This is a genomic window from Pseudomonas sp. UBA5666 (assembly GCF_002420785.1).
In the GTDB taxonomy this organism is placed as follows: Bacteria; Pseudomonadota; Gammaproteobacteria; order Pseudomonadales; family Pseudomonadaceae; genus Aquipseudomonas; species Aquipseudomonas fulva.
Window position 1 is genome coordinate 78,706 of sequence record NZ_DIIQ01000013.1, and the last position, 17,539, is coordinate 96,244.

The following is a 17,539-nucleotide window of genomic DNA, read 5'->3' on the forward strand; positions in this document are numbered from 1 at the left end:
GGCTTGACGCCTACCCACTGGAACAGGAGCTTCAACCCATGACCCTCGAATTCATCGGCCTGATCGGCCCTCAGGAAAGCAGTGAATCACAAGCGCCCCGTGGCCCGCTTGTCGATCTGGCGTTCATCAAGGCTTTCGCCCAGGCGCAGGAGTACGCCGGGTTCGACAAAGCACTGCTGGCGGTCAGCACCAGCGCACCGGACTCGATGATTCTGGCCAGCTACGTCGCGGCGCTGACCGACCGCATGGGCCTTCTGGTCGCGCATCGGCCTGGTTTTCAAGCGCCCACCTTCGCCGCCCGGCAGTTCGCCACCCTGGACCAGTTGAGCGGCGGCCGCGCCGCGATCAACGTGATCACTGGCGGCGACAGCGGGGACCTGCAACGCGACGGCGACTACCTGGACAAGGATGCCCGCTACGCCCGCACCGACGAATACCTGGAGGTGATGCACAACACCTGGACGCAGCGCACTGCCTTCGATCATCACGGCACGCATTACCAGGTCGAAGACAACCTCACACTGGTCAAGCCCGTCGGCAAATTGCCCGTCTACTTCTCTGGCGCCTCGGATGCGGCTGTGGAAGTGGCGGCCAAGCACGCCGATGTGTACATGATGTGGGGCGAGCCACTGGCACAAGTGCGCGAGCGCATCAGGCAGGTGCGCAAGGCTGCAGCTCGTTACGGTCGAGAAAATCAGATTCGCTTCAGCCTGTCGCTGCGCCCGATCCTCGGCGCCACGGAAGCAGACGCCTGGGCGCGAGCCGAGCGCATTCTGGCCGACGCTCAGAACACCATCGGCATCCGTCAGGGCAATCGCCGCGAAAAGAACTTCGGCAAGAGCAACGCAGGGTCAGAGCGTCTGGTTCAGCTCGCCAAGGAGCGTAAAGTGCATGACACCCGGCTGTGGACCGAGATCGCAGCCCTGGGCGGCGGCGCTGGCAATTCCACGTCACTGGTGGGCACCGCCGAGCAAGTGGCCGAGGCAGTGCTGGCCTACTACGAATTGGGCGTGAGTACGTTCCTGTTTCGGGGGTTCGAACAACTGCGCGATGCAGTGGAGTACGGCCAGGAACTGATTCCACGCATTCGCCAACAGGTCGAGCGGTTCGAAGCGCAGCGCCAGGCACGCCTGGGCTAGGGCTTGTACGCGGGTTCGAGCGCTGTCAGACAGCGCCCGACCCGCCTGGGCGTCATGGCAGCCCCGCGTGTGGGTGTCTGCGGCCTACCGATTGAAGTGCGGGATGGTCAGCCCAAGGCTCTCGCGCAAGGTGCTACCTTCGTAAGCCGTGCGATAGATCCCGCGTTCTTGCAGCAACGGCACTACCTGCTCGGTGAAGCGGCGAAATTGCCCCGGATGCCCAATGTAGATGTTGAAGCCGTCCAGGGCTCTGGCTTCGAACCACTCGGCCATCTTGGCCGCTACGGTAGAGGGCGAACCCACGAACGTACCAGGGAGCAGTTGACGACCGAATTCAACCGCCTGGCGCAAGCTGAAGCTTTTCTCACGCGCTTGGTCGGCAATGCGCTTGGCGTTGGTGTAGAAGCTGCTGCGGGCGTGCTCCAGGCTGTGCTGCGGGAAGGGTGCGTCCAGGTCGTACTGGGTGAAGTCATGCCAGCCAAAGTTGCGCCCGAACTCTTTCAGGGCCAGCTCGAAGCTGTGGTCGACCTGATGGTAGTGACGTTCGATCTCTCGGGCGTGCTCGTCAGTATCACCTACGTAGATCTCCGCCCCTGGCAGCACCAGCAATTGCTCCGGATCACGCCCCAGGCGCAGGGCACGGCCTTTGATATCCCGGTAGAACGCTTGTCCCTGCTCGATGCTCGCGGCATGGGTAAACACCACATCGGCAGTGGCAGCGCCCAAGTCGCGGCCCTGCTCCGAATCGCCCGCCTGGAAAATCACCGGCTGCCCTTGAGGCGAGCGTTGAATGTTCAAAGGGCCCTCGACTGAAAAGTGCTCCCCCTTGTGGTCCAGTCGATGCAGCTTGGAGGGGTCCAGAAAACGACCACTGGCCCGCTCGCGCGGGAAGGCGTCATCCTCATAGGAATGCCACAGGCCTTGTACCACTCCTACATGTTCCTGCGCGCGGGCGTAGCGGGTGTCGTAATCATAGTGCTCGTCCAGGCCGTAGTTGCCTGCCGTGCCGGCATCGCCGCTGGTGACCACGTTCCAGCCTGCTCGGCCTTTACTGATCAGATCCAGCGAAGCGAGCCGGCGGGCCACGTTGAACGGCGCGTTGTAGGACGTGGTGAGCGTGCCGACCAGCCCGATGTGGCGGGTGCTGACCGCCAGCGCCGAGAGAAGCGTCAGCGGCTCCAGGCGGTTGAGGTAGTGCGAGGGTGAACCTTCGGTGATGAACTGGCTGTCGACGATGAACATCAGGTCGAACAGCGCCGCCTCAGCCTGACGAGCGATGTCGATGTACCAGTCGATATTGACGCTGGCGTCTACGGGCAGCTCGGGGTCAAGCCACAGGTTATGCCGCCCCGGGCCGCCACATCCCATGGTCAGCGCACCGAGTTTGATCTGTCGTTTGCTCATGGGAACCTTCACTCAGTTGCGGTCGAGGCGTGGCCCTTAACGGCTGCGCCAAACGAGGTATCGAACAAGTCTGCCGCCGGATAGGCCTTGATCAGGCCCAGCCCTGCGAAGAAATCCACGGTCTTCTGCGCGTCGAGAATCACCTGCGGGTCCAGTGGCGCAAGGTCGGTGCGCGCCCGGGCGAACCATGTCCGGGCGATGTCACGGTCGGCGCGGGTGCGCAGGGCCCAGGCATCGGCATAGGCTTCGGTATGCGCAGGGTCGCTCAAGGTCCAGTCCCGAGCTTTTCTCAGGCGCTCAAGGAAGTCGGCGATCTGTGCACGCTTGTGCTCCACGGCCTGGCTGTTGGCGACCACGAAACTTTGCGCCGGTATCACCCCGTCGGCAGTGGCCAGCACCCGAGCGCCTTGCCGCTCCTGCTGGGTGACATAGGGCTCCCAGGTGGCGATCACATCCACGGCTCCGCCATCCAACGCATGGGAGGCGTCCAGTGCACTGAGGTAGCGCAGCTCAAGGGTGTCGCGGGGCACGCCGGCCTCGTCCAGGGCACTGAACAGCAGTTGCTGGCTCCACGAGCCTTTCCAGATTGCGGCGCGTTTGCCGCGTAGATCCTGGAGGCTACGTATCGGCGAGTCCTTGCGCACCAGGATGGCCACCCCCGCAAGGTTCTGCCGACTGACGGCGATCACCTTGATCGGCGCCCCCAGGGCGCCCAGGAACAGCGGCGGCGCGTCGCCGAGCAAGCCGATGTCCAGGCTGCCAACATTGAGCGCCTCGGCCACCGGCGAGCCTGCGGTGAACTGCTTCCACTCCAGTGAATAGGGCAGATTGTCCAGCACGCCGGCAGCCTCCATGACAGCGCGGGCGTTGTAGCTCTGATCGCCCACGACCAGCGTCTGGGCAGCGGCGGCAAGGCTGAAGGTAGTGGCCAGTACGGTAGCAGCCAGGTGTTTGAGATAGCGCACGTTCGTCTCCGTAAACCCAGTGGGATGTGAGGCGATCCGCACGTGCGGTCTGGCCGGAAGTCATTTATAGCTTCAAAGCATTAGCACAGAATTTTTTATAATCTAATGCGCAATAACTGACTTGTGAAATGCGCTTTAGGCATAACCTCATGCGATATTCATCTTTTGGGACGGTGTGACAACAATGAACTTTATATTCTATTTTTACATATTAGGTTATTACTATTTTGCATTTTGAGAATATACAGACGTTTTGTTAGGGTCTTCCAAATTCTGGACTGCCGAGCCTGACCCATGACTCAACCCCTTCGCCCGGAGCGCTTGCGCCATTTCATCGACCAATTCGCCACGTTGCTCGACCAACAGCCCGACGAGGCCACCCTGCTTGACCGGGGCAAGCATGTGCTAGCCGAATTGGTAGCCCATGACGACTGGCTGCCAGTCGATCTTGCCCAACCCGATCCAGAGCGCTATCAGCAGTACCTGCTGCATTGCGACTCACGCCAACGCTTCTCGGTGGTTAGTTTCGTGTGGGGCCCTGGGCAGCGCACCCCCATCCATGATCATCGGGTCTGGGGCCTGATCGGCATGTTGCGCGGCGCTGAGCTCGCTCAAGGCTTCGCGCGCGATGCGAGCAGTGCGCTGCAGACCGAGGGCGCGCCGGTACGCCTTGAACCTGGCCAAGTCGAAGCGGTATCGCCGATCATTGGGGATATCCATCAAGTCAGCAATGCCTTCGCCGACCAGGTGTCGATCAGCATTCACGTCTACGGCGCCAACATCGGCGCTGTCACGCGCGCCGTGTACACCGTGGACGGCAGCGAGAAACCCTTCATTTCCGGCTATTCCAACGCCTTCCTGCCCAATATCTGGGACCTGTCCAAAGAGAACCCCGCCCGATGAGCACCGTCAACACACGGCACTACCACGACATCCGCCGCGCCCTCCTTGCGCAAGAAGAGCTCGCCCTGATCGACGTGCGCGAAGAAGACCCCTTTGCCCAGGCTCACCCTCTGTTTGCCGCCAACATTCCCCTGTCAAAACTGGAGCTGGAGGTACTGGCCAGAGTGCCGCGGGCAGACACTGCCATCACCCTCTACGACAATGGCGAGGGTTTGGCGGCCGAAGCCGCCCAGCGGCTATTGTCGCTGGGCTACAGCGACGTGGCGCTTCTCGAAGGGGGGCTGGCCGGCTGGGAGGCTGCCGGTGGAGAGCTGTTCCGCGACGTGAACGTACCGAGCAAGGCCTTCGGTGAACTGGTGGAAAGTGTGCGGCACACGCCCTCGCTGAGCGCCGAGCAGGTACAGGCGTTGCTGGATGCAGAGGCCAACGTGGTGGTGTTGGACGCGCGCCGCTTCGATGAGTACCAGACCATGAGCATCCCTGGCAGCGTCAGCGTACCTGGCGCCGAGCTGGTGCTGCGGGTGGCTGAGCTGGCACCAGACCCGAGCACCCAGGTGACCGTCAACTGTGCTGGGCGGACTCGCAGCATCATCGGCACTCAATCACTGGTCAATGCCGGCATCCCCAATCCCGTGGCAGCGCTGCGCAACGGTACCATCGGCTGGACGCTGGCCGGCCAGCAGTTGGCCCATGGCCAGCAGCGACGCTTCACCGAAGTGGACGCAGGCATTCAGGCACAGGCTGCGGTCAAGGCACGCGCCGTGGCTGACCGTGCCGGCGTCCTGAGGATTGACCGCGTCGGGCTTGCCCAATGGCAGGCCGATGCCAGCCGCACCACTTACCTGTTCGATGTGCGCACGCCCGAGGAATATGGCGCAGGCCACCTGCCCGGTAGCCGCTCGGTGCCAGGTGGCCAGCTGGTACAAGAAACCGACCACGTCGCCAGTGTACGCGGCGCTAGTATCGTGCTGGTCGATGACGACGGCGTGCGCGCCAACATGACGGCCTCGTGGCTGGCGCAGATGGGCTGGCAGGTAGCAGTGCTTGACGGATTGCACGCTGCTGACTTCACCGCCACCGGCCAGTGGCAGCCACCGTTGCCAGCGTTGCCGCCCGTCACCACGGTTGGGGTGGAGCAACTGGCGGCCTGGTTGAATGAAGGCGACACCGTCTTGCTCGATTTCACCACCAGCGCCAACTACGTCAATCGCCACATCCCCGGTGCCTACTGGGCCATTCGTGCCCAACTGCCGAAGGTACTGGAAAACGTGCCACAGGCGAGCCGCATTGTGCTGACCTGCGGCAGCGGTCTGTTGGCACGCCTCGCCGCGCGTGATCTTGAAGCCCTCACGCGCACGCCCGTGTATCTGCTCGAAGGTGGCACTGCACAGTGGATCGCTGCTGGAAAACCGCTGGAGAGCGGTGAGTCACGGCTTGCCGTGCCGCGTAGCGATCGCTACAGACGGCCCTATGAAGGTACGGACAATCCCCGGGAGGCCATGCAAGGGTATCTAGAGTGGGAATTTGGCTTGGTTGATCAGCTCAAGCGTGATGGCACCCATCGATTCAGGGTGGTCTGATCTGCAAACCAAGCCTCGAACAGTCATTTGCACCGGTGTGCAGGTACGCCAGCAGCTAAACGGGTTGCTGGTAGTGCTTGCCACTCAAAGAGGCGCCCTGCGCTCAGCCTCGCTGGTTAGCACCGCTGTCGAAGCGAGGTTCATCCATCGCGTCGTGGAGTTCCTCTGATGAAGCAGCCATTGGCGCATCACAACGCGGCGAACCAGGTCAACTGCGCTCCAGCGCACTCACCAAGTCATGAAAGGCTTCGCGATTGGACTCATTCAAGCCCATCAGAATCCGGTGCGCTTCCAGCACCTTGGAACGCACCACCTCCTCGTTCTGGTCCTGAGATGGCAGGTCAGACAGGCATTCGGGGCACGGGATGGGGCGGTCGACGATGTTGAATACCTGATCGAACCCCATCGATTGCAACAGCCGGGAAATATCCGGGTTGGTGGTCACGACGGTAGGCAGCAGGCCCACTTTCTGTCGCGACAGGATCGACAGCTTGGCGAGCAAGCCAAGGGTGGTGCTGTCGATGCTTTCGGTTTCGGTCAGGTCGATCACGATGGTCGAGAAATTCAGCGCGGTGAATATTCGCTCGATCGTTGCATCGAGCGCCGAACACAAGGTCAGGCGCACTTCACCGACGAATTTCAGTACGAAGGTACCGTCCTGCTCGGCGAACTGGATTCTACCGGTACTCATTGAAGGTTCCTGCTCAACACCAATAGGGCGATATCATCCGGCATCTCCCCTAGCGTAGCCAATCCAAAACGTTGACGCAGCCCATCCAGGCTACCCTCTGCCGCCCTGACGATTTCAGGCAGCGCAGCTTCTTTATCTTTGAGCGTATCACCTGGCAAAAGGTCCAGGATGCCATCGGACATCAGGCTCAGGCTGAAACGTGGTGGCAGTTCAACCACCAGGTCCTGGTAGCGGGCCTCCTCGAACAGCCCCACGGGCAAACCGCGGCCTTCGAGGTAGCGGGTGTGCTCGGGTGTATGCAGCACCGGCAGCGGCAGGTGCCCGCCTACGGCATAGGTCAGCAACCCGGTGTCTTCATCGATCACCCCGCCCACCATGGTCACATGCTTGCCCAGCTTGCAGTTGATCAACCCACGGTTGATGTGGCTGAGCACTTCAGAAGGCTGGAACTCGCGCATGTTGCCGCCACGCTTGAATTCGAACAGAAGGCGGGTGGTCATGAACTTCAGCAGCACGGTGACGAAAGCCGAAGAAGCACCGTGCCCGGACACGTCGGCCAGGTAGAAAGCGATACGCCGCTCGTCCACACGGAAGTAGTCGGCGAAATCACCCGACAGGTACAGCGACGGGATGATCTGGTGCTCGAAGGCAAAATCACCGGCGTGCCAAGGGCTTTGGGGCAACATGTTCATCTGCACTTGCCGACCAGCGGTCTGGTCTTCCTGCAACAGGTGCAGGCTGGCCTCCAGTTCGCGGTTGGCAGCCTCGAGCTTCTCGCGGTAGCGCTGGTTTTCCAGCACAAGGTGCGCTCGATCCAACGCACGGCGCACCGAGTGCTCCAGCACCGCCAGGTCTTCAAGTGGCTTGATCAGGTAATCCGCAGCGCCCAGTCGCAATGCATCCACCGCATCGGCCATGACCCCGGCACCCGACACCACGATCACGGGTATCTGCGGTGCACGGGCGCTGATCTGACGAATCAGTTCAAGCCCGCCCATTTGCGGCATGCGCAAATCGCAGATCACAAGATCAGGCTGGTGCTCTTCGAAGACCTGAAGCCCCTGCTGGCCGTTGCCAGCCTGGAGAACGCTGAAGCCACTGTCTTCAAGATACGCGGCGAGGCTTGCACGGACCACGTCGTCGTCATCGATGATCAGCAGCGTTGCACTGGTTTTCTGCATGTGGGCGAACGGCGCCGATTGGGGTTTGTGCAGCGAGCCGGCAAGGCAGACCAACAGCTGCGGGAATTCTGAACAGGTCGCACGTTCTGCGAGTTGTAGGGCAAGAAAGCCTACCCGGCAACTGCGAGATATGCGGTGTAAGGCGCAGACGGTACTCCCATCCGCCAGGGGTTTCAAGCATCGAACGGTACGCTTGAGCGGCTTTACAGGGCAAATGACCGAGAGTTATAAGAAACCCTCACGATGTAACCTCACAGGAAGGATGCAGCATGCCCGATAACGCCACCAGCCACAGCGAGAAACGCGATTTCATCCGCATGCGCATCGACACGCCGGTTACCCTGGTACACGAGGGTAAGGTCATCGCCGCGGTGTGTCTCGACCTGTCCAGCAGCGGGATGCAAGTACAGGCGCCTCAGCCGTTTCACGTCGGGGATCGGCTGGAGGTGCGCCTGGAGTCGGATCACCCTTCGCTCGAAGGCTTGCACGCCACGGCGGAAGTCGTGTGGATCGCGGCCCAGGCGGATGGGCAGCACACGTTCGGGCTGCGCATCCTGGCCATGCGGTAGCCTTAGAAATCGTCCTCGACTTCGCCATCGCGCACCTTGAACTCGCGGTTCTGCAGGTAAGCGTTGCGAATGAAGATGTACTTGTCACCCTGAATCAGCTTCTCGGCCGGCAGCAGGCTCGCACGGGTGTCCACCACGTCCAGGGCGAAGGCCGAGTTTCGGGTAGGCACATGGTCCACGTAGCGATAAGGCCGGGTGAACGTGTCCGGGTACTTGGCTACGCCATCGCGCACAGTGCTTGGGCCCAGCAAGGGAATGACCACATACGGGCCGCTGGGCACACCCCAGTAGCCCAGGGTCTGACCGAAGTCTTCATCGCTGCGCTGCAGCCCCATCTTGGTGCCGACATCGAAGAACCCGGCCACGCCGAAGGTGGTGTTGACGATCAAGCGCGCCGTATCCACCCCTGCCGCATGGGGTTTGAGCTGCAGGACGTTGTTGGCCAGGTTGGTCACATCGCCCAGGTTGCGGAACATATTGTGGATGCCGTCTTCGAGAAACTGCGGCGTCACGGCGTCGTAACCCTTGGCGAGCGGCTTGAGCGCGTAGGTATCGAGCGTATCGTTGAAGCGGAAGATCGGGCGATTGACCGCTTCCCAGGGATCTTCTTCAGTGGCGGCCTGAGTAGCCGCCACGGGCGCCAGCAGCATGCTGGCGCATACACAGGCCTGGGTGACTCGTTCGATCACACTGGCACCGATCCTACGCATAGTGTTTCTCCATCAGGATTATCGGCCGCAAGCGCAACGGTCGCGCTGCTGTAGTGCGGCAGTATAGAGTTTTGCAGGCCGATAGACAGCTTTCGGCATCTATGAAGTTTAATGTGACCAAGTGTTACGTCAGTGGTGCTACGCAATGGCAGCAAGATTTAACGAGAACCTGTTGCTCGCCGACCTCATGGATGAAACGAACCGCTTCCCAGCGAATGCGCGAAAAATACGGACACAGCTCAGCGGCTGCCAGCCATGCAAATCCCACGCGAAAGGTTTACGCTCAATACAGGCCAGAACCTTTGCCGCCTCGCTGAGGTCCATGGCTTGCCAAACCTATGATGGAGAAGTGCCAATGCCTGCCCGCGAATTGCAAGAGCGCCTCAACAGCCTGCGCGAGCAACTGGATCGCAACGTGCCGCTTTCGGACGAAGAGCTGGCTGCGCTCCATGAAGAAGCGCGTCAAATCGAAGCGCAGCTGAAGCTGGAAAACGCCACGCCTGACAACAACCTGGCCGACGGTGTGAACCTTGCCGTGGAGCGATTTGAAGCCGACCACCCTGACCTGACGGCCACCCTGCGCAGCATTGCCAACTCGCTGCACAGCATGGGTATCTGAGGCATACGGCTCGGGCTGCTGCGCACACAGCGTAGCGCAGTGGCCTGCCATGACCCGCACTGCGTCCAGGGTCGAACAGCACGCGGCCTGTTGTCAGGGTCGGGTGCGGTTCAACGCAGGCGCACCCCGGCGGCGGTCACTGCCTGGCCAGGCGCCCATTGCTCACGACGATTTCCCCCATGCTGCGGTAGGGGTTGATATCCAGGCCACCCCGGCGCACATACCGGGCATAAACGGTCAAGTGCTCAGGCTGCAAGAGATTCTTCAGGTCCAGGTAAATGCGCTCGACGCATTGTTCATGGAAATCCGCATGCTGGCGGAAGCTGATGAGATAGGTCAGCAGGCTGGCGTGATCGAGCGCCCTGCCCTTATAGGTCACTACCACGCTTCCCCAGTCCGGCTGACCGGTAACCGGGCAGTTGGATTTGAGCAGGTGACTGTGCAGCGTCTCTTCGAGCACCTGATGAGCGTCGCATTGCAACAGCTCCGGTTGCGGCTGCGCATAGTTGGAAATAGCCACATCCAGCCCATCGATACAGGTGCCTGGCAAAGCGACCACGCCTTGGGCCTCGACCTCTTCCAGCGTCCTCACCTTCACCCCTACCGCCTTGCCGGCGGCCGCCGAAAGGTCTTTCTCAAGGCACGCCTGCAAGGGCTCGATGCCTGCGAAAACGGTCTGGTTCAAGGAGTTCAGGTACAGCTTGAATGACTTCGATTCGATGATGTTGGGCGAATCGGCGGGGATGGCGAACTCGCCTATGGCTACCACGGGCTTGCCCGAGGGCAGCAGCCAGGACAGCTCGAAACAGTTCCAGTAATCCACACCTTGCCAGGGCAGCGTCTGCGCGGTGACACCCAGCTCCGCCCATTTGGCGGTGCGTGGGATCGGGAACAGCAGCTCCGGGGAATAGGTGGCGACGTATTCACTGGACTTGCCCAGCGGGGAGTGTTCGGCGGCAGGGTGCATTGGAACTGACCTGAAAGTGTGGAGTGGACGCTAGCGTTCGTACGGTGCGCGCCCCCATTGCTGGGGTAACCCTGTCGTGTACAGGATGACGCGTAGGGCGCCCAGTCTACCCTGTTGCTTGCCGCCTTGCAGCGCCCCTCACTCGATGGTCAGCGGCCCAACCATGCCCGCTTGGTAATGGCCTGGCACATTGCAGGCGAATTCGATGGGTGCAGAGGCCTTGAAGGTCCAGGTCAACTCAGCGCGCTGGCCAGGCATCACCAGCACCGTGTTACCGCCGCCATGCCCATGACCTGCACCGTGATCGTGCCCGCTCATGTCGCCATGCCCCATGCCCTGCTCATCTGCGGCTGCATTGAACAGCTTGGCTTGCATGGCAACCATCTGTTTTTGATGTTGGGCATGCATGGCTTTGTCACCCAGGTTGAACTCGTGGGGCAACTGCCCCTCGTTGATCAACACGAAGCGTACCGTCTCACCTGCCTTGACAGTGAGGCTGGCGGGCTCGAAGGCGATATCCTTGAGCCGCACTTCAACCGTACGGGTGGCCTCCTCGGCTGGTGCAGGCTCACCGAAAGCTAGCGGGTGTGCGGTGCCTGCCTGGGCAAAACTACTGGCCAGCGTCAGTGCGCAGGCAATGATAAAGCGAGACATCGAGGCTCCCATGCGTTGGATTGAACGGCGCCAGATTAAGCCCACGCGACTGCCATCAAGCTGACCGCTGCATTACAAGCGTGTCAGTTTGGTTCAATGCCGCACAGGTCACGTATGATCCTGGCACCCACGCGCCGGCTGGACCTCACTGCGGCGCGCCGCATCAACCGCCGGAGCTTGCCTCAATGAAACTGTTGATCGTCGAAGACCAGGCCCGTACTGGCCAGTACCTGCATCAGGGCCTGAGCGAGGCCGGCTTCACGGTGGAGCTGGCCACCGACGGCGAAACAGGCCAGTTTCTGGCCCTGACGGGCGATCATGACCTGCTGATCCTGGATGTGATGCTGCCAGGGCGCGACGGCTGGCAGATCCTCAAGGCCGTGCGGCAAGCCGGTATCGATACGCCCGTGCTGTTCCTGACCGCCCGCGATGCCGTCGAGGACCGGGTACATGGCTTGGAACTGGGCGCTGATGATTACCTGATCAAGCCATTCGCCTTCTCGGAGCTGCTGGCGCGCGTGCGCAACCTGCTCAGGCGCGGCTCCACGCCCAGTGCCGATACCTTGCTGACGGTAGCAGACCTGCGCCTTGACCTGATTCGTCGACGTGTCGAGCGCGGCGGCCAACGCATCGACCTGACCGCCAAGGAGTTCGGTTTGCTCGAACTGCTGCTGCGCCGTCAGGGCGAGGTGCTGTCCAAGGCGCTCATTGCGTCCCAGGTTTGGGACATGAACTTTGCCAGCGACACCAACGTGATCGAAGTGGCCATCCGCCGACTGCGGGCCAAGGTGGACGATGCCTACGAGGACAAGCTGATCCATACGGTACGCGGCATGGGTTATGTGCTGGAAGTGCGCCCATCGTGAGGCGCCGCATTTCGCTGACCAGTCGCCTGGCGCTGCTGTTCGCTGCCTGCACCGCTGCGGTTTCGCTCGGGGCGGGCCTGGTGTTCAATCAGGCCAGCGAGCAGCATTTCATCGAACTTGACCAGCAGTTGCTGGCCTCGCGCTTGTCGTTGTTGCGCCGTCACCTGACGGACGTCGGCACGCAGGCCGACCTGCAAACCCGCCTGCCGGCCCTGCGCGAGGAGCTGAGCCATCAGGCCGACCTGTCCGTGCGGGTCACCTCGGGTGGGGGCGTCACTTGGTTCGAGAGCCAGGCCGGCCTCCCCCCGGCGCCCTCCTCCACGGGGTTGAACACGCTGCATGCGCACGGCATTGACTACCGCAGCCTTGCTGTGGCGCTGATACCAGGCAGCGCGACCTCGCCGCAACTTGTGTTGTACCTCGACATCACCCATCACCAGCATTTTCTGCAAGGCATGCAGCGCCTGATCTGGCTGACAGTCGGACTGTCGGCGCTGGTCACCGCCCTGCTGGGGGCCTGGGCGGCGCGCAGCGGCCTGCGGCCCTTGAGGCAGATGGGCCGCATCACCGCACGCGTCTCTGCCCGTTCGCTCACCACCCGGCTACCCGTGGAGCAAATGCCCGCCGAACTGGCTCAATTGGCTGACAGCCTCAATGCCATGCTGCAGCGCCTGGACGATGCGTTTCAGCGCCTGTCGGCGTTTTCGGCCGACATCGCCCATGAGCTGCGCACGCCGCTGTCCAACCTGCTGACCCACACCCAGGTCACCCTGACTCGCCCACGCAGCCTCGACACCTACCGAGAGGTCTTGCACGACAACCTCGAAGAATTGCAGGCGATGGCGCAGATGATCAATGACATGCTCTTTCTCGCCAAGGCTGACCAGGGACTACTGACACCAGGTGACACCCCACTTGCCCTGCATGATGAAGTGGATTCTCTACTGGAGTTTTACGCCCTGGCTGCTGAAGAAGCGGCCGTGCAGCTGACACGCGAGGGACAGGCGTGGCTGCCCGGCGACAGGACCATGCTGCGCCGGGCGCTCTCCAACTTGCTCGACAACGCCCTGCGTTTCACGCCGACGGGGGGACAGGTGCGGATCACGCTGGCGACAGGACCGCGCATCACCGTGAGCAATACCGGCAGCGCCATCGAGGCGACGGCATTGCCTAGGCTGTTCGATCGTTTCTACCGGGTGGACCCGTCCAGGCATGAAGGCGGGGGCGAACATGCCGGGCTGGGCCTGGCGATCACGCGGTCGATCGTGCAGGCCCATGGCGGGCGGATTCAGGTGGCGTGCGAGGCGGGGTGGACCCGCTTCACGCTCGATTTCTCAGGCCGGTAAAGGCTTGGTCAAACCGCCAGGCCAATGGCCGGTTGTACCTGGGAAGCCCGGTAGGCTGGGTAGAGGGTAGCCAGGAAGCTCATCACCAGCCCTGCCGCGCAGATCATCACCACATCTCCGCTTTGCAGCTCCGAGGGCAGGCTGCTGATGAAGTACACGTCGGAGGTGAAGATATGCTGACCGCTGATGCGCTCCAGCCAGCCCACGATCTGGCTCACGTTGAGCGCGGCGATGACCCCGAGCACCCCACCGATCAGCGTGCCGACGACGCCGATCAAGCTGCCCTGGACCATGAATGTCCCCATGATCTGCGCAGGCGTTGCCCCCAGGGTGCGCAGGATGGCGATATCCGGCCCTTTGTCATTCACCACCATGACCAAGGTGGCGATGATGTTGAACGCGGCCACGGCGATGATCATCAGCAACAACAGGCCGATCATGGTCTTTTCCATCTTCATGGCGCTGAACAGGCTGCCTTGGGTGTGGGACCAGTCATCTGCCCGGTAGCCCTCGCCAAGCTGCGCTGCGATGGCCTTGGAGACTTGCGGGGCGGCATACAGGTCATGCAGCTTCAGCCGCACACCTTGAACCTGGCCGGGTGCCCAACGCTGCATGGTCGCGGCATCGGCCATGTGAATGTAGGCCTGGGAGCCATCGAGCTCGGCGCCCACCTTGAAAATGCCCACCACGGTCAAGCGCTGCATGCGTGGGGTGATCCCGCCAGGCTCGCTGCTGATCTCTGGCACGATCAAGGTCAGTTTGTCCCCGGTATTCAGGCGAAAACGGCGGGCCGTCAGCTCGCCAATCACCACGCCGAACTCGCCAGGCTGCAAGTCCTGCAAGCGGCCTTGAACGATGTGCCGCCCTACGATCGAAACCTTGTTTTCCTCGGCCGGATCGATACCGCCCACCTGAATGGGTTGCATGGCGCCCTTGTAGGACAACATGCCTTCCATCTCGGTGATCGGGGCCGCGGCAACCACGGCAGGGTTTTTCATGGCCGCATCGGCCACCTGCTGCCAGTTGTCCAGCGGCTGCTGGCCCAGAATGGCCGCGTGGGGGACCAAGCCCAGGATGCGCGAGCTCATTTCGCGCTGGAAGCCGTTCATCACCGACAGCACCACGATCATGGCCAGCACGCCCAGGGACAGGCCGATCATCGAGGTCATGGAGATGAACGAGATGAAATGGTTGCGACGCTTGGGCCGGGTATAGCGCGCGCCGATGAAGATGGGCAGGGGTCTGAACATGTGCGAATACACCCAATCAAAACAGGTCGCGGGATGAAAGGGTCATCCCGCTCGGTCGGTCAGATCGCCACCAGGTGGCCATTGTCGAGTTTCAGTACACGGTCCATCTGACGCGCAAGGCTCAGGTCGTGGGTCACCACCAGGAACGCCGTGCGCGAAGCACTGGACAGTTCCTGCATCAATTCCTGGATGCCTTGGGCAGTGTGGTGATCGAGGTTCCCGGTGGGTTCGTCCAGCATCACAAGGCCCGGGCGGTTGACCAGCGCACGCGCAATGGCCACCCGCTGACGCTCACCGCCAGACAGCTCGGCCGGCTTGTGATTGAGGCGATGCCCCAGCCCAACGCGTTTGAGCAGCGCCTCGGCACGTTCACGCGCCTCTGGGATAGCGGTACGGCCGATGAGCAGCGGCATGCACACGTTCTCCAGGGCCGTGAATTCGGGCAGCAGGTGATGAAACTGGTACACGAAGCCCAACTCGCGGTTGCGCAGCAGGCCACGGGCGCGCTCGCCCAACGCCGACAGCTCCTCGCCGGCCAACCACACGCTGCCCTGTGTGGGGCGATCCAGGCCGCCCAGCAGGTTGAGCAAGGTGCTCTTGCCCGACCCCGAACTGCCGACGATGGCGATGCGCTCGCCGGCGTGCAGTTCCAGGTTCAGGCCAGACAACACCTGCACCGACTCGGGGCCCTCGTCGTAGGACTTGCCCAGGTTGCGGCAACTCAGAACGGCTTTATCACTCATGCGCGACTCACTCATAACGTAACGCCTCTGCCGGCTGGGTGCGTGCCGCACGCCAGGCAGGGTACAGGGTGGCGAAGAAACTCAGGACCAATGCCGCACCACAGACCATGTACACGTCCTGGGCCTGGATCTGCGAGGGCAGGTAATCGATGAAATACACGTCGGCGTTGAGGAATTTGTGGCCGATCAAATGCTCGATCCCGGCGATGGCCGTACTGACGTTGAGCGCGGCGATGATGCCCACCACGGCGCCGATCAACGTGCCCACGACACCGATCACGGTGCCCTGCACCATGAAGATGAGCATGATCTGCCCGGGGGTGGCACCCAACGTGCGCAGAATGGCGATGTCCCCTCGCTTGTCGTTGACCACCATCACCAGCGTGGAAATGATGTTGAACGCGGCAACAGCGACGATCAGCAGCAACAGCAGGCCGATCATGGCTTTTTCCATGCGAATGGCCTGGTAGAGGTTGCCATGGGTACGGGTCCAGTCGCGGCTGTAGAAGTCCTGGTCGCCCAGCTGTTGGGCGATGTCGTAAGCCACCCGCGGGGCCTGGAACAGGTCATCGAACTTCAAGCGCAGGCCCTGCACCTGGTCGGGCTTCCAGCGGTGCAGGCGCGACAGGTCGGCGATGTTGGTCAGCCCCAGGTAACCGTCGATTTCGCCGGCTCCCACATGGAAGGTGCCGACCACGGTGAAGCGCTTCATGCGCGGGAACATGCCGGCCGGTGTAACGCTGACCTCCGGGGCCACGAAGGTGAGTTTGTCACCGACGGCCACGCCCAGCTTGGCTGCCGCCTTGTCGCCGATCATGATGCCCCACTCACCGGGCGCCAACTGGTCCAGCCGGCCCTGCTGGACGAAGTTATCGATGATCGATACCTCCCGTTCCCGGGCCGGATCGATGCCGTTGAGCAACACCTTCTGCACCTTGCCGTCATGGGTAAGCAAACCCTGCATCTGGGTGAAGGGCGCGACCGCCACCACCTGCGGATTCTGCTTTACTTGTTCGGCAAGGGCAGGCCAGTCGGCGATGGGCTGGCCGCTCTCGAGCGTGGCGTGAGGGATCATGCCCAACACGCGGGTGCGCATCTCGTGGTCGAACCCGTTCATCACCGACAGCACCACGATCATGACTACCACGCCCAGGGCGAGGCCGATCATCGAGGTCAGGGAAATGAACGAGACGAAGTGATTGCGACGTTTGGCACGGGTATAACGCGTGCCGATGAATGCGAAAAGAGGTCTGAACATGTCGGGGCTTGTTCGGATGGAAGGGAACGTCCTTGTGGCGAGGCGCCTACGGCGGCTTTACACTCGGACCACCGCCGCTACCATGGGTTCGCCATGACGACATTAGACGAAGAAGATCGCCGCGAATACTACCGCATTGCTGATCGGATCGCACTTCAAATCAGCCCATTGAGCGCGGCCCAAGCCCTTGATCCAGATGTGTTGCAGGATGATTCCCCACTGTTCAATCTGCTCAGCGAGCTGCACCTGGCCGACTTCGAGGCCCAGCACCTGCTGCGCCAGCTCAGCGACAAGGACCGCACCCTCGCAGCGTTTCTGCGGGTACAGAACAAGCGCCTGGACGTGCTCAGCGCCGTGGTCGCCCATACCCTGCTGGGCGAGGTAGGCCAACCGCAGGCAGTGGTGATGTCCGAAGGCGGTCTGGAGTGCGTCCAGCCAGGGCCTTTTGCACCGGGTACCCAAGTGAAGGTACAAATGGTGCTGATGCCACGCGCCCATGGCCTGCTGTTGCGTGGCAAGATCACCCATTGCGAGGCCAGGCCCGAGGAGGGCTTCGAGGTCGGCATCGAGTTCATCGACATGGTCGATGCCCAGCGCCAGCTGCTTGCCCGCTACATCCTGCAGCGCCAGCAGCAGCAAAGACGCCAGCAACTGGAACAGAACGCCCCATCACCCTGACTCCATTTTTCTCACT

18 protein-coding genes are annotated in these 17,539 nt (G+C 62.0%); 8 read left to right on the forward strand and 10 right to left on the reverse strand.

What is annotated here, in order from left to right; translation table 11 throughout:
* Positions 1-38 precede the first annotated feature (38 nt).
* The gene (locus B2Y33_RS07705) at positions 39-1,139 is read left to right on the forward strand and encodes an LLM class flavin-dependent oxidoreductase (protein ID WP_206405865.1); all 1,101 of its coding nucleotides are present in this window, start codon (positions 39-41) and stop codon (positions 1,137-1,139) included.
* An 84-nt stretch (positions 1,140-1,223) separates the two neighbouring features.
* Here B2Y33_RS07705 and B2Y33_RS07710 read toward each other — a convergent pair whose 3' ends face one another.
* Together B2Y33_RS07710 and B2Y33_RS07715 are read right to left on the reverse strand one after the other, a co-directional pair.
* Positions 1,224-2,543, reverse strand: coding sequence for an LLM class flavin-dependent oxidoreductase (locus B2Y33_RS07710; protein ID WP_288632817.1), 1,320 nt, complete (start codon positions 2,541-2,543; stop codon positions 1,224-1,226).
* An 8-nt stretch (positions 2,544-2,551) separates the two neighbouring features.
* Complete coding sequence (locus B2Y33_RS07715; RefSeq protein ID WP_206405866.1) at positions 2,552-3,508, reverse strand: ABC transporter substrate-binding protein; 957 nt, start codon at positions 3,506-3,508, stop codon at positions 2,552-2,554.
* 294 nt (positions 3,509-3,802) lie between these two features.
* Here B2Y33_RS07715 and B2Y33_RS07720 point away from each other — a divergent pair, with 294 nt between their 5' ends.
* Both B2Y33_RS07720 and B2Y33_RS07725 read left to right on the forward strand, forming a co-directional pair.
* A complete protein-coding gene (locus tag B2Y33_RS07720) occupies positions 3,803-4,411 on the forward strand; it encodes a cysteine dioxygenase (RefSeq protein ID WP_145280706.1) in 609 nt (202 codons plus the stop codon).
* A complete protein-coding gene (locus tag B2Y33_RS07725; RefSeq protein WP_206405867.1) occupies positions 4,408-5,991 on the forward strand; it encodes a rhodanese-related sulfurtransferase in 1,584 nt (527 codons plus the stop codon). Before B2Y33_RS07720 ends, B2Y33_RS07725 begins: the two co-directional genes overlap by 4 nt.
* A 208-nt stretch (positions 5,992-6,199) precedes the next feature.
* Here the strand turns inward: B2Y33_RS07725 and rssC are convergent, their stop codons facing one another.
* Together rssC and rssB are read right to left on the reverse strand one after the other, a co-directional pair.
* Positions 6,200-6,682: an anti-sigma factor antagonist RssC gene (gene rssC / locus B2Y33_RS07730; RefSeq protein WP_027915070.1), complete on the reverse strand. Its 483-nt coding sequence runs from the start codon at positions 6,680-6,682 to the stop codon at positions 6,200-6,202.
* Positions 6,679-7,863 (reverse strand): two-component system response regulator RssB, encoded by a 1,185-nt coding sequence (gene rssB / locus B2Y33_RS07735; RefSeq protein WP_027915071.1) that lies wholly within the window; start codon positions 7,861-7,863, stop codon positions 6,679-6,681. Before rssB ends, rssC begins: the two co-directional genes overlap by 4 nt.
* A gap of 269 nt (positions 7,864-8,132) precedes the next feature.
* On the opposite strand from rssB, the gene B2Y33_RS07740 reads away from it, so the two are divergent.
* Positions 8,133-8,432 carry a PilZ domain-containing protein gene (locus B2Y33_RS07740; protein WP_059183162.1) on the forward strand — a complete coding sequence of 100 codons (300 nt, stop codon included), beginning with the start codon at positions 8,133-8,135 and terminating at the stop codon, positions 8,430-8,432.
* 2 nt (positions 8,433-8,434) lie between these two features.
* Here the strand turns inward: B2Y33_RS07740 and B2Y33_RS07745 are convergent, their stop codons facing one another.
* Entirely contained in the window at positions 8,435-9,142 is a 708-nt protein-coding gene (locus tag B2Y33_RS07745) for an MlaA family lipoprotein (protein ID WP_027915073.1), read from the reverse strand.
* A 355-nt stretch (positions 9,143-9,497) separates the two neighbouring features.
* Between B2Y33_RS07745 and B2Y33_RS07750 the strand changes: the two genes are divergently transcribed.
* A complete protein-coding gene (locus B2Y33_RS07750) occupies positions 9,498-9,761 on the forward strand; it encodes a DUF4404 family protein (RefSeq protein ID WP_023534264.1) in 264 nt (87 codons plus the stop codon).
* 136 nt (positions 9,762-9,897) lie between these two features.
* Here the strand turns inward: B2Y33_RS07750 and queF are convergent, their stop codons facing one another.
* Entirely contained in the window at positions 9,898-10,728 is an 831-nt protein-coding gene (queF, locus tag B2Y33_RS07755) for an NADPH-dependent 7-cyano-7-deazaguanine reductase QueF (RefSeq protein WP_028687358.1), read from the reverse strand.
* 138 nt (positions 10,729-10,866) lie between these two features.
* Positions 10,867-11,382: a cupredoxin domain-containing protein gene (locus B2Y33_RS07760; protein ID WP_206405868.1), complete on the reverse strand. Its 516-nt coding sequence runs from the start codon at positions 11,380-11,382 to the stop codon at positions 10,867-10,869.
* 185 nt (positions 11,383-11,567) lie between these two features.
* On the opposite strand from B2Y33_RS07760, the gene B2Y33_RS07765 reads away from it, so the two are divergent.
* Both B2Y33_RS07765 and B2Y33_RS07770 read left to right on the forward strand, forming a co-directional pair.
* Positions 11,568-12,248: a heavy metal response regulator transcription factor gene (locus B2Y33_RS07765; RefSeq protein ID WP_206405869.1), complete on the forward strand. Its 681-nt coding sequence runs from the start codon at positions 11,568-11,570 to the stop codon at positions 12,246-12,248.
* The gene (locus B2Y33_RS07770) at positions 12,245-13,594 is read left to right on the forward strand and encodes a heavy metal sensor histidine kinase (RefSeq protein ID WP_288632820.1); all 1,350 of its coding nucleotides are present in this window, start codon (positions 12,245-12,247) and stop codon (positions 13,592-13,594) included. Before B2Y33_RS07765 ends, B2Y33_RS07770 begins: the two co-directional genes overlap by 4 nt.
* 8 nt (positions 13,595-13,602) lie before the next feature.
* On the opposite strand, the gene B2Y33_RS07775 is transcribed toward B2Y33_RS07770, so the two are convergent.
* Genes B2Y33_RS07775 through B2Y33_RS07785 form a run of 3 tightly spaced genes read right to left on the reverse strand, consistent with a single transcriptional unit; the run spans position 13,603 to position 16,845 of the window.
* A complete protein-coding gene (locus B2Y33_RS07775; RefSeq protein WP_206405871.1) occupies positions 13,603-14,844 on the reverse strand; it encodes a lipoprotein-releasing ABC transporter permease subunit in 1,242 nt (413 codons plus the stop codon).
* Positions 14,845-14,903: 59 nt separating this feature from the next.
* Positions 14,904-15,587 carry a lipoprotein-releasing ABC transporter ATP-binding protein LolD gene (lolD, locus tag B2Y33_RS07780; protein ID WP_174435400.1) on the reverse strand — a complete coding sequence of 228 codons (684 nt, stop codon included), beginning with the start codon at positions 15,585-15,587 and terminating at the stop codon, positions 14,904-14,906.
* A gap of 7 nt (positions 15,588-15,594) precedes the next feature.
* Positions 15,595-16,845 (reverse strand): lipoprotein-releasing ABC transporter permease subunit, encoded by a 1,251-nt coding sequence (locus tag B2Y33_RS07785; RefSeq protein WP_027915079.1) that lies wholly within the window; start codon positions 16,843-16,845, stop codon positions 15,595-15,597.
* A gap of 93 nt (positions 16,846-16,938) precedes the next feature.
* On the opposite strand from B2Y33_RS07785, the gene B2Y33_RS07790 reads away from it, so the two are divergent.
* Entirely contained in the window at positions 16,939-17,523 is a 585-nt protein-coding gene (locus tag B2Y33_RS07790; RefSeq protein WP_088523568.1) for a PilZ domain-containing protein, read from the forward strand.
* Positions 17,524-17,539 lie beyond the last annotated feature (16 nt).

Excerpts from the sequence above, each read along its gene's own strand:
- B2Y33_RS07705 (WP_206405865.1), top strand. The coding sequence starts at position 39 with ATGACCCTCGAATTCATCGGCCTGATCGGCCCTCAGGAAAGCAGTGAA.
- B2Y33_RS07710 (WP_288632817.1), bottom strand. The coding sequence starts at position 2,543 with ATGAGCAAACGACAGATCAAACTCGGTGCGCTGACCATGGGATGTGGC.
- B2Y33_RS07720 (WP_145280706.1), top strand. The coding sequence starts at position 3,803 with ATGACTCAACCCCTTCGCCCGGAGCGCTTGCGCCATTTCATCGACCAA.
- B2Y33_RS07725 (WP_206405867.1), top strand. The coding sequence starts at position 4,408 with ATGAGCACCGTCAACACACGGCACTACCACGACATCCGCCGCGCCCTC.
- rssC (WP_027915070.1), bottom strand. The coding sequence starts at position 6,682 with ATGAGTACCGGTAGAATCCAGTTCGCCGAGCAGGACGGTACCTTCGTA.
- rssB (WP_027915071.1), bottom strand. The coding sequence starts at position 7,863 with ATGCAGAAAACCAGTGCAACGCTGCTGATCATCGATGACGACGACGTG.
- B2Y33_RS07740 (WP_059183162.1), top strand. The coding sequence starts at position 8,133 with ATGCCCGATAACGCCACCAGCCACAGCGAGAAACGCGATTTCATCCGC.
- B2Y33_RS07745 (WP_027915073.1), bottom strand. The coding sequence starts at position 9,142 with ATGCGTAGGATCGGTGCCAGTGTGATCGAACGAGTCACCCAGGCCTGT.
- B2Y33_RS07750 (WP_023534264.1), top strand. The coding sequence starts at position 9,498 with ATGCCTGCCCGCGAATTGCAAGAGCGCCTCAACAGCCTGCGCGAGCAA.
- queF (WP_028687358.1), bottom strand. The coding sequence starts at position 10,728 with ATGCACCCTGCCGCCGAACACTCCCCGCTGGGCAAGTCCAGTGAATAC.
- B2Y33_RS07760 (WP_206405868.1), bottom strand. The coding sequence starts at position 11,382 with ATGTCTCGCTTTATCATTGCCTGCGCACTGACGCTGGCCAGTAGTTTT.
- B2Y33_RS07765 (WP_206405869.1), top strand. The coding sequence starts at position 11,568 with ATGAAACTGTTGATCGTCGAAGACCAGGCCCGTACTGGCCAGTACCTG.
- B2Y33_RS07775 (WP_206405871.1), bottom strand. The coding sequence starts at position 14,844 with ATGTTCAGACCCCTGCCCATCTTCATCGGCGCGCGCTATACCCGGCCC.
- lolD (WP_174435400.1), bottom strand. The coding sequence starts at position 15,587 with ATGAGTGATAAAGCCGTTCTGAGTTGCCGCAACCTGGGCAAGTCCTAC.
- B2Y33_RS07785 (WP_027915079.1), bottom strand. The coding sequence starts at position 16,845 with ATGTTCAGACCTCTTTTCGCATTCATCGGCACGCGTTATACCCGTGCC.
- B2Y33_RS07790 (WP_088523568.1), top strand. The coding sequence starts at position 16,939 with ATGACGACATTAGACGAAGAAGATCGCCGCGAATACTACCGCATTGCT.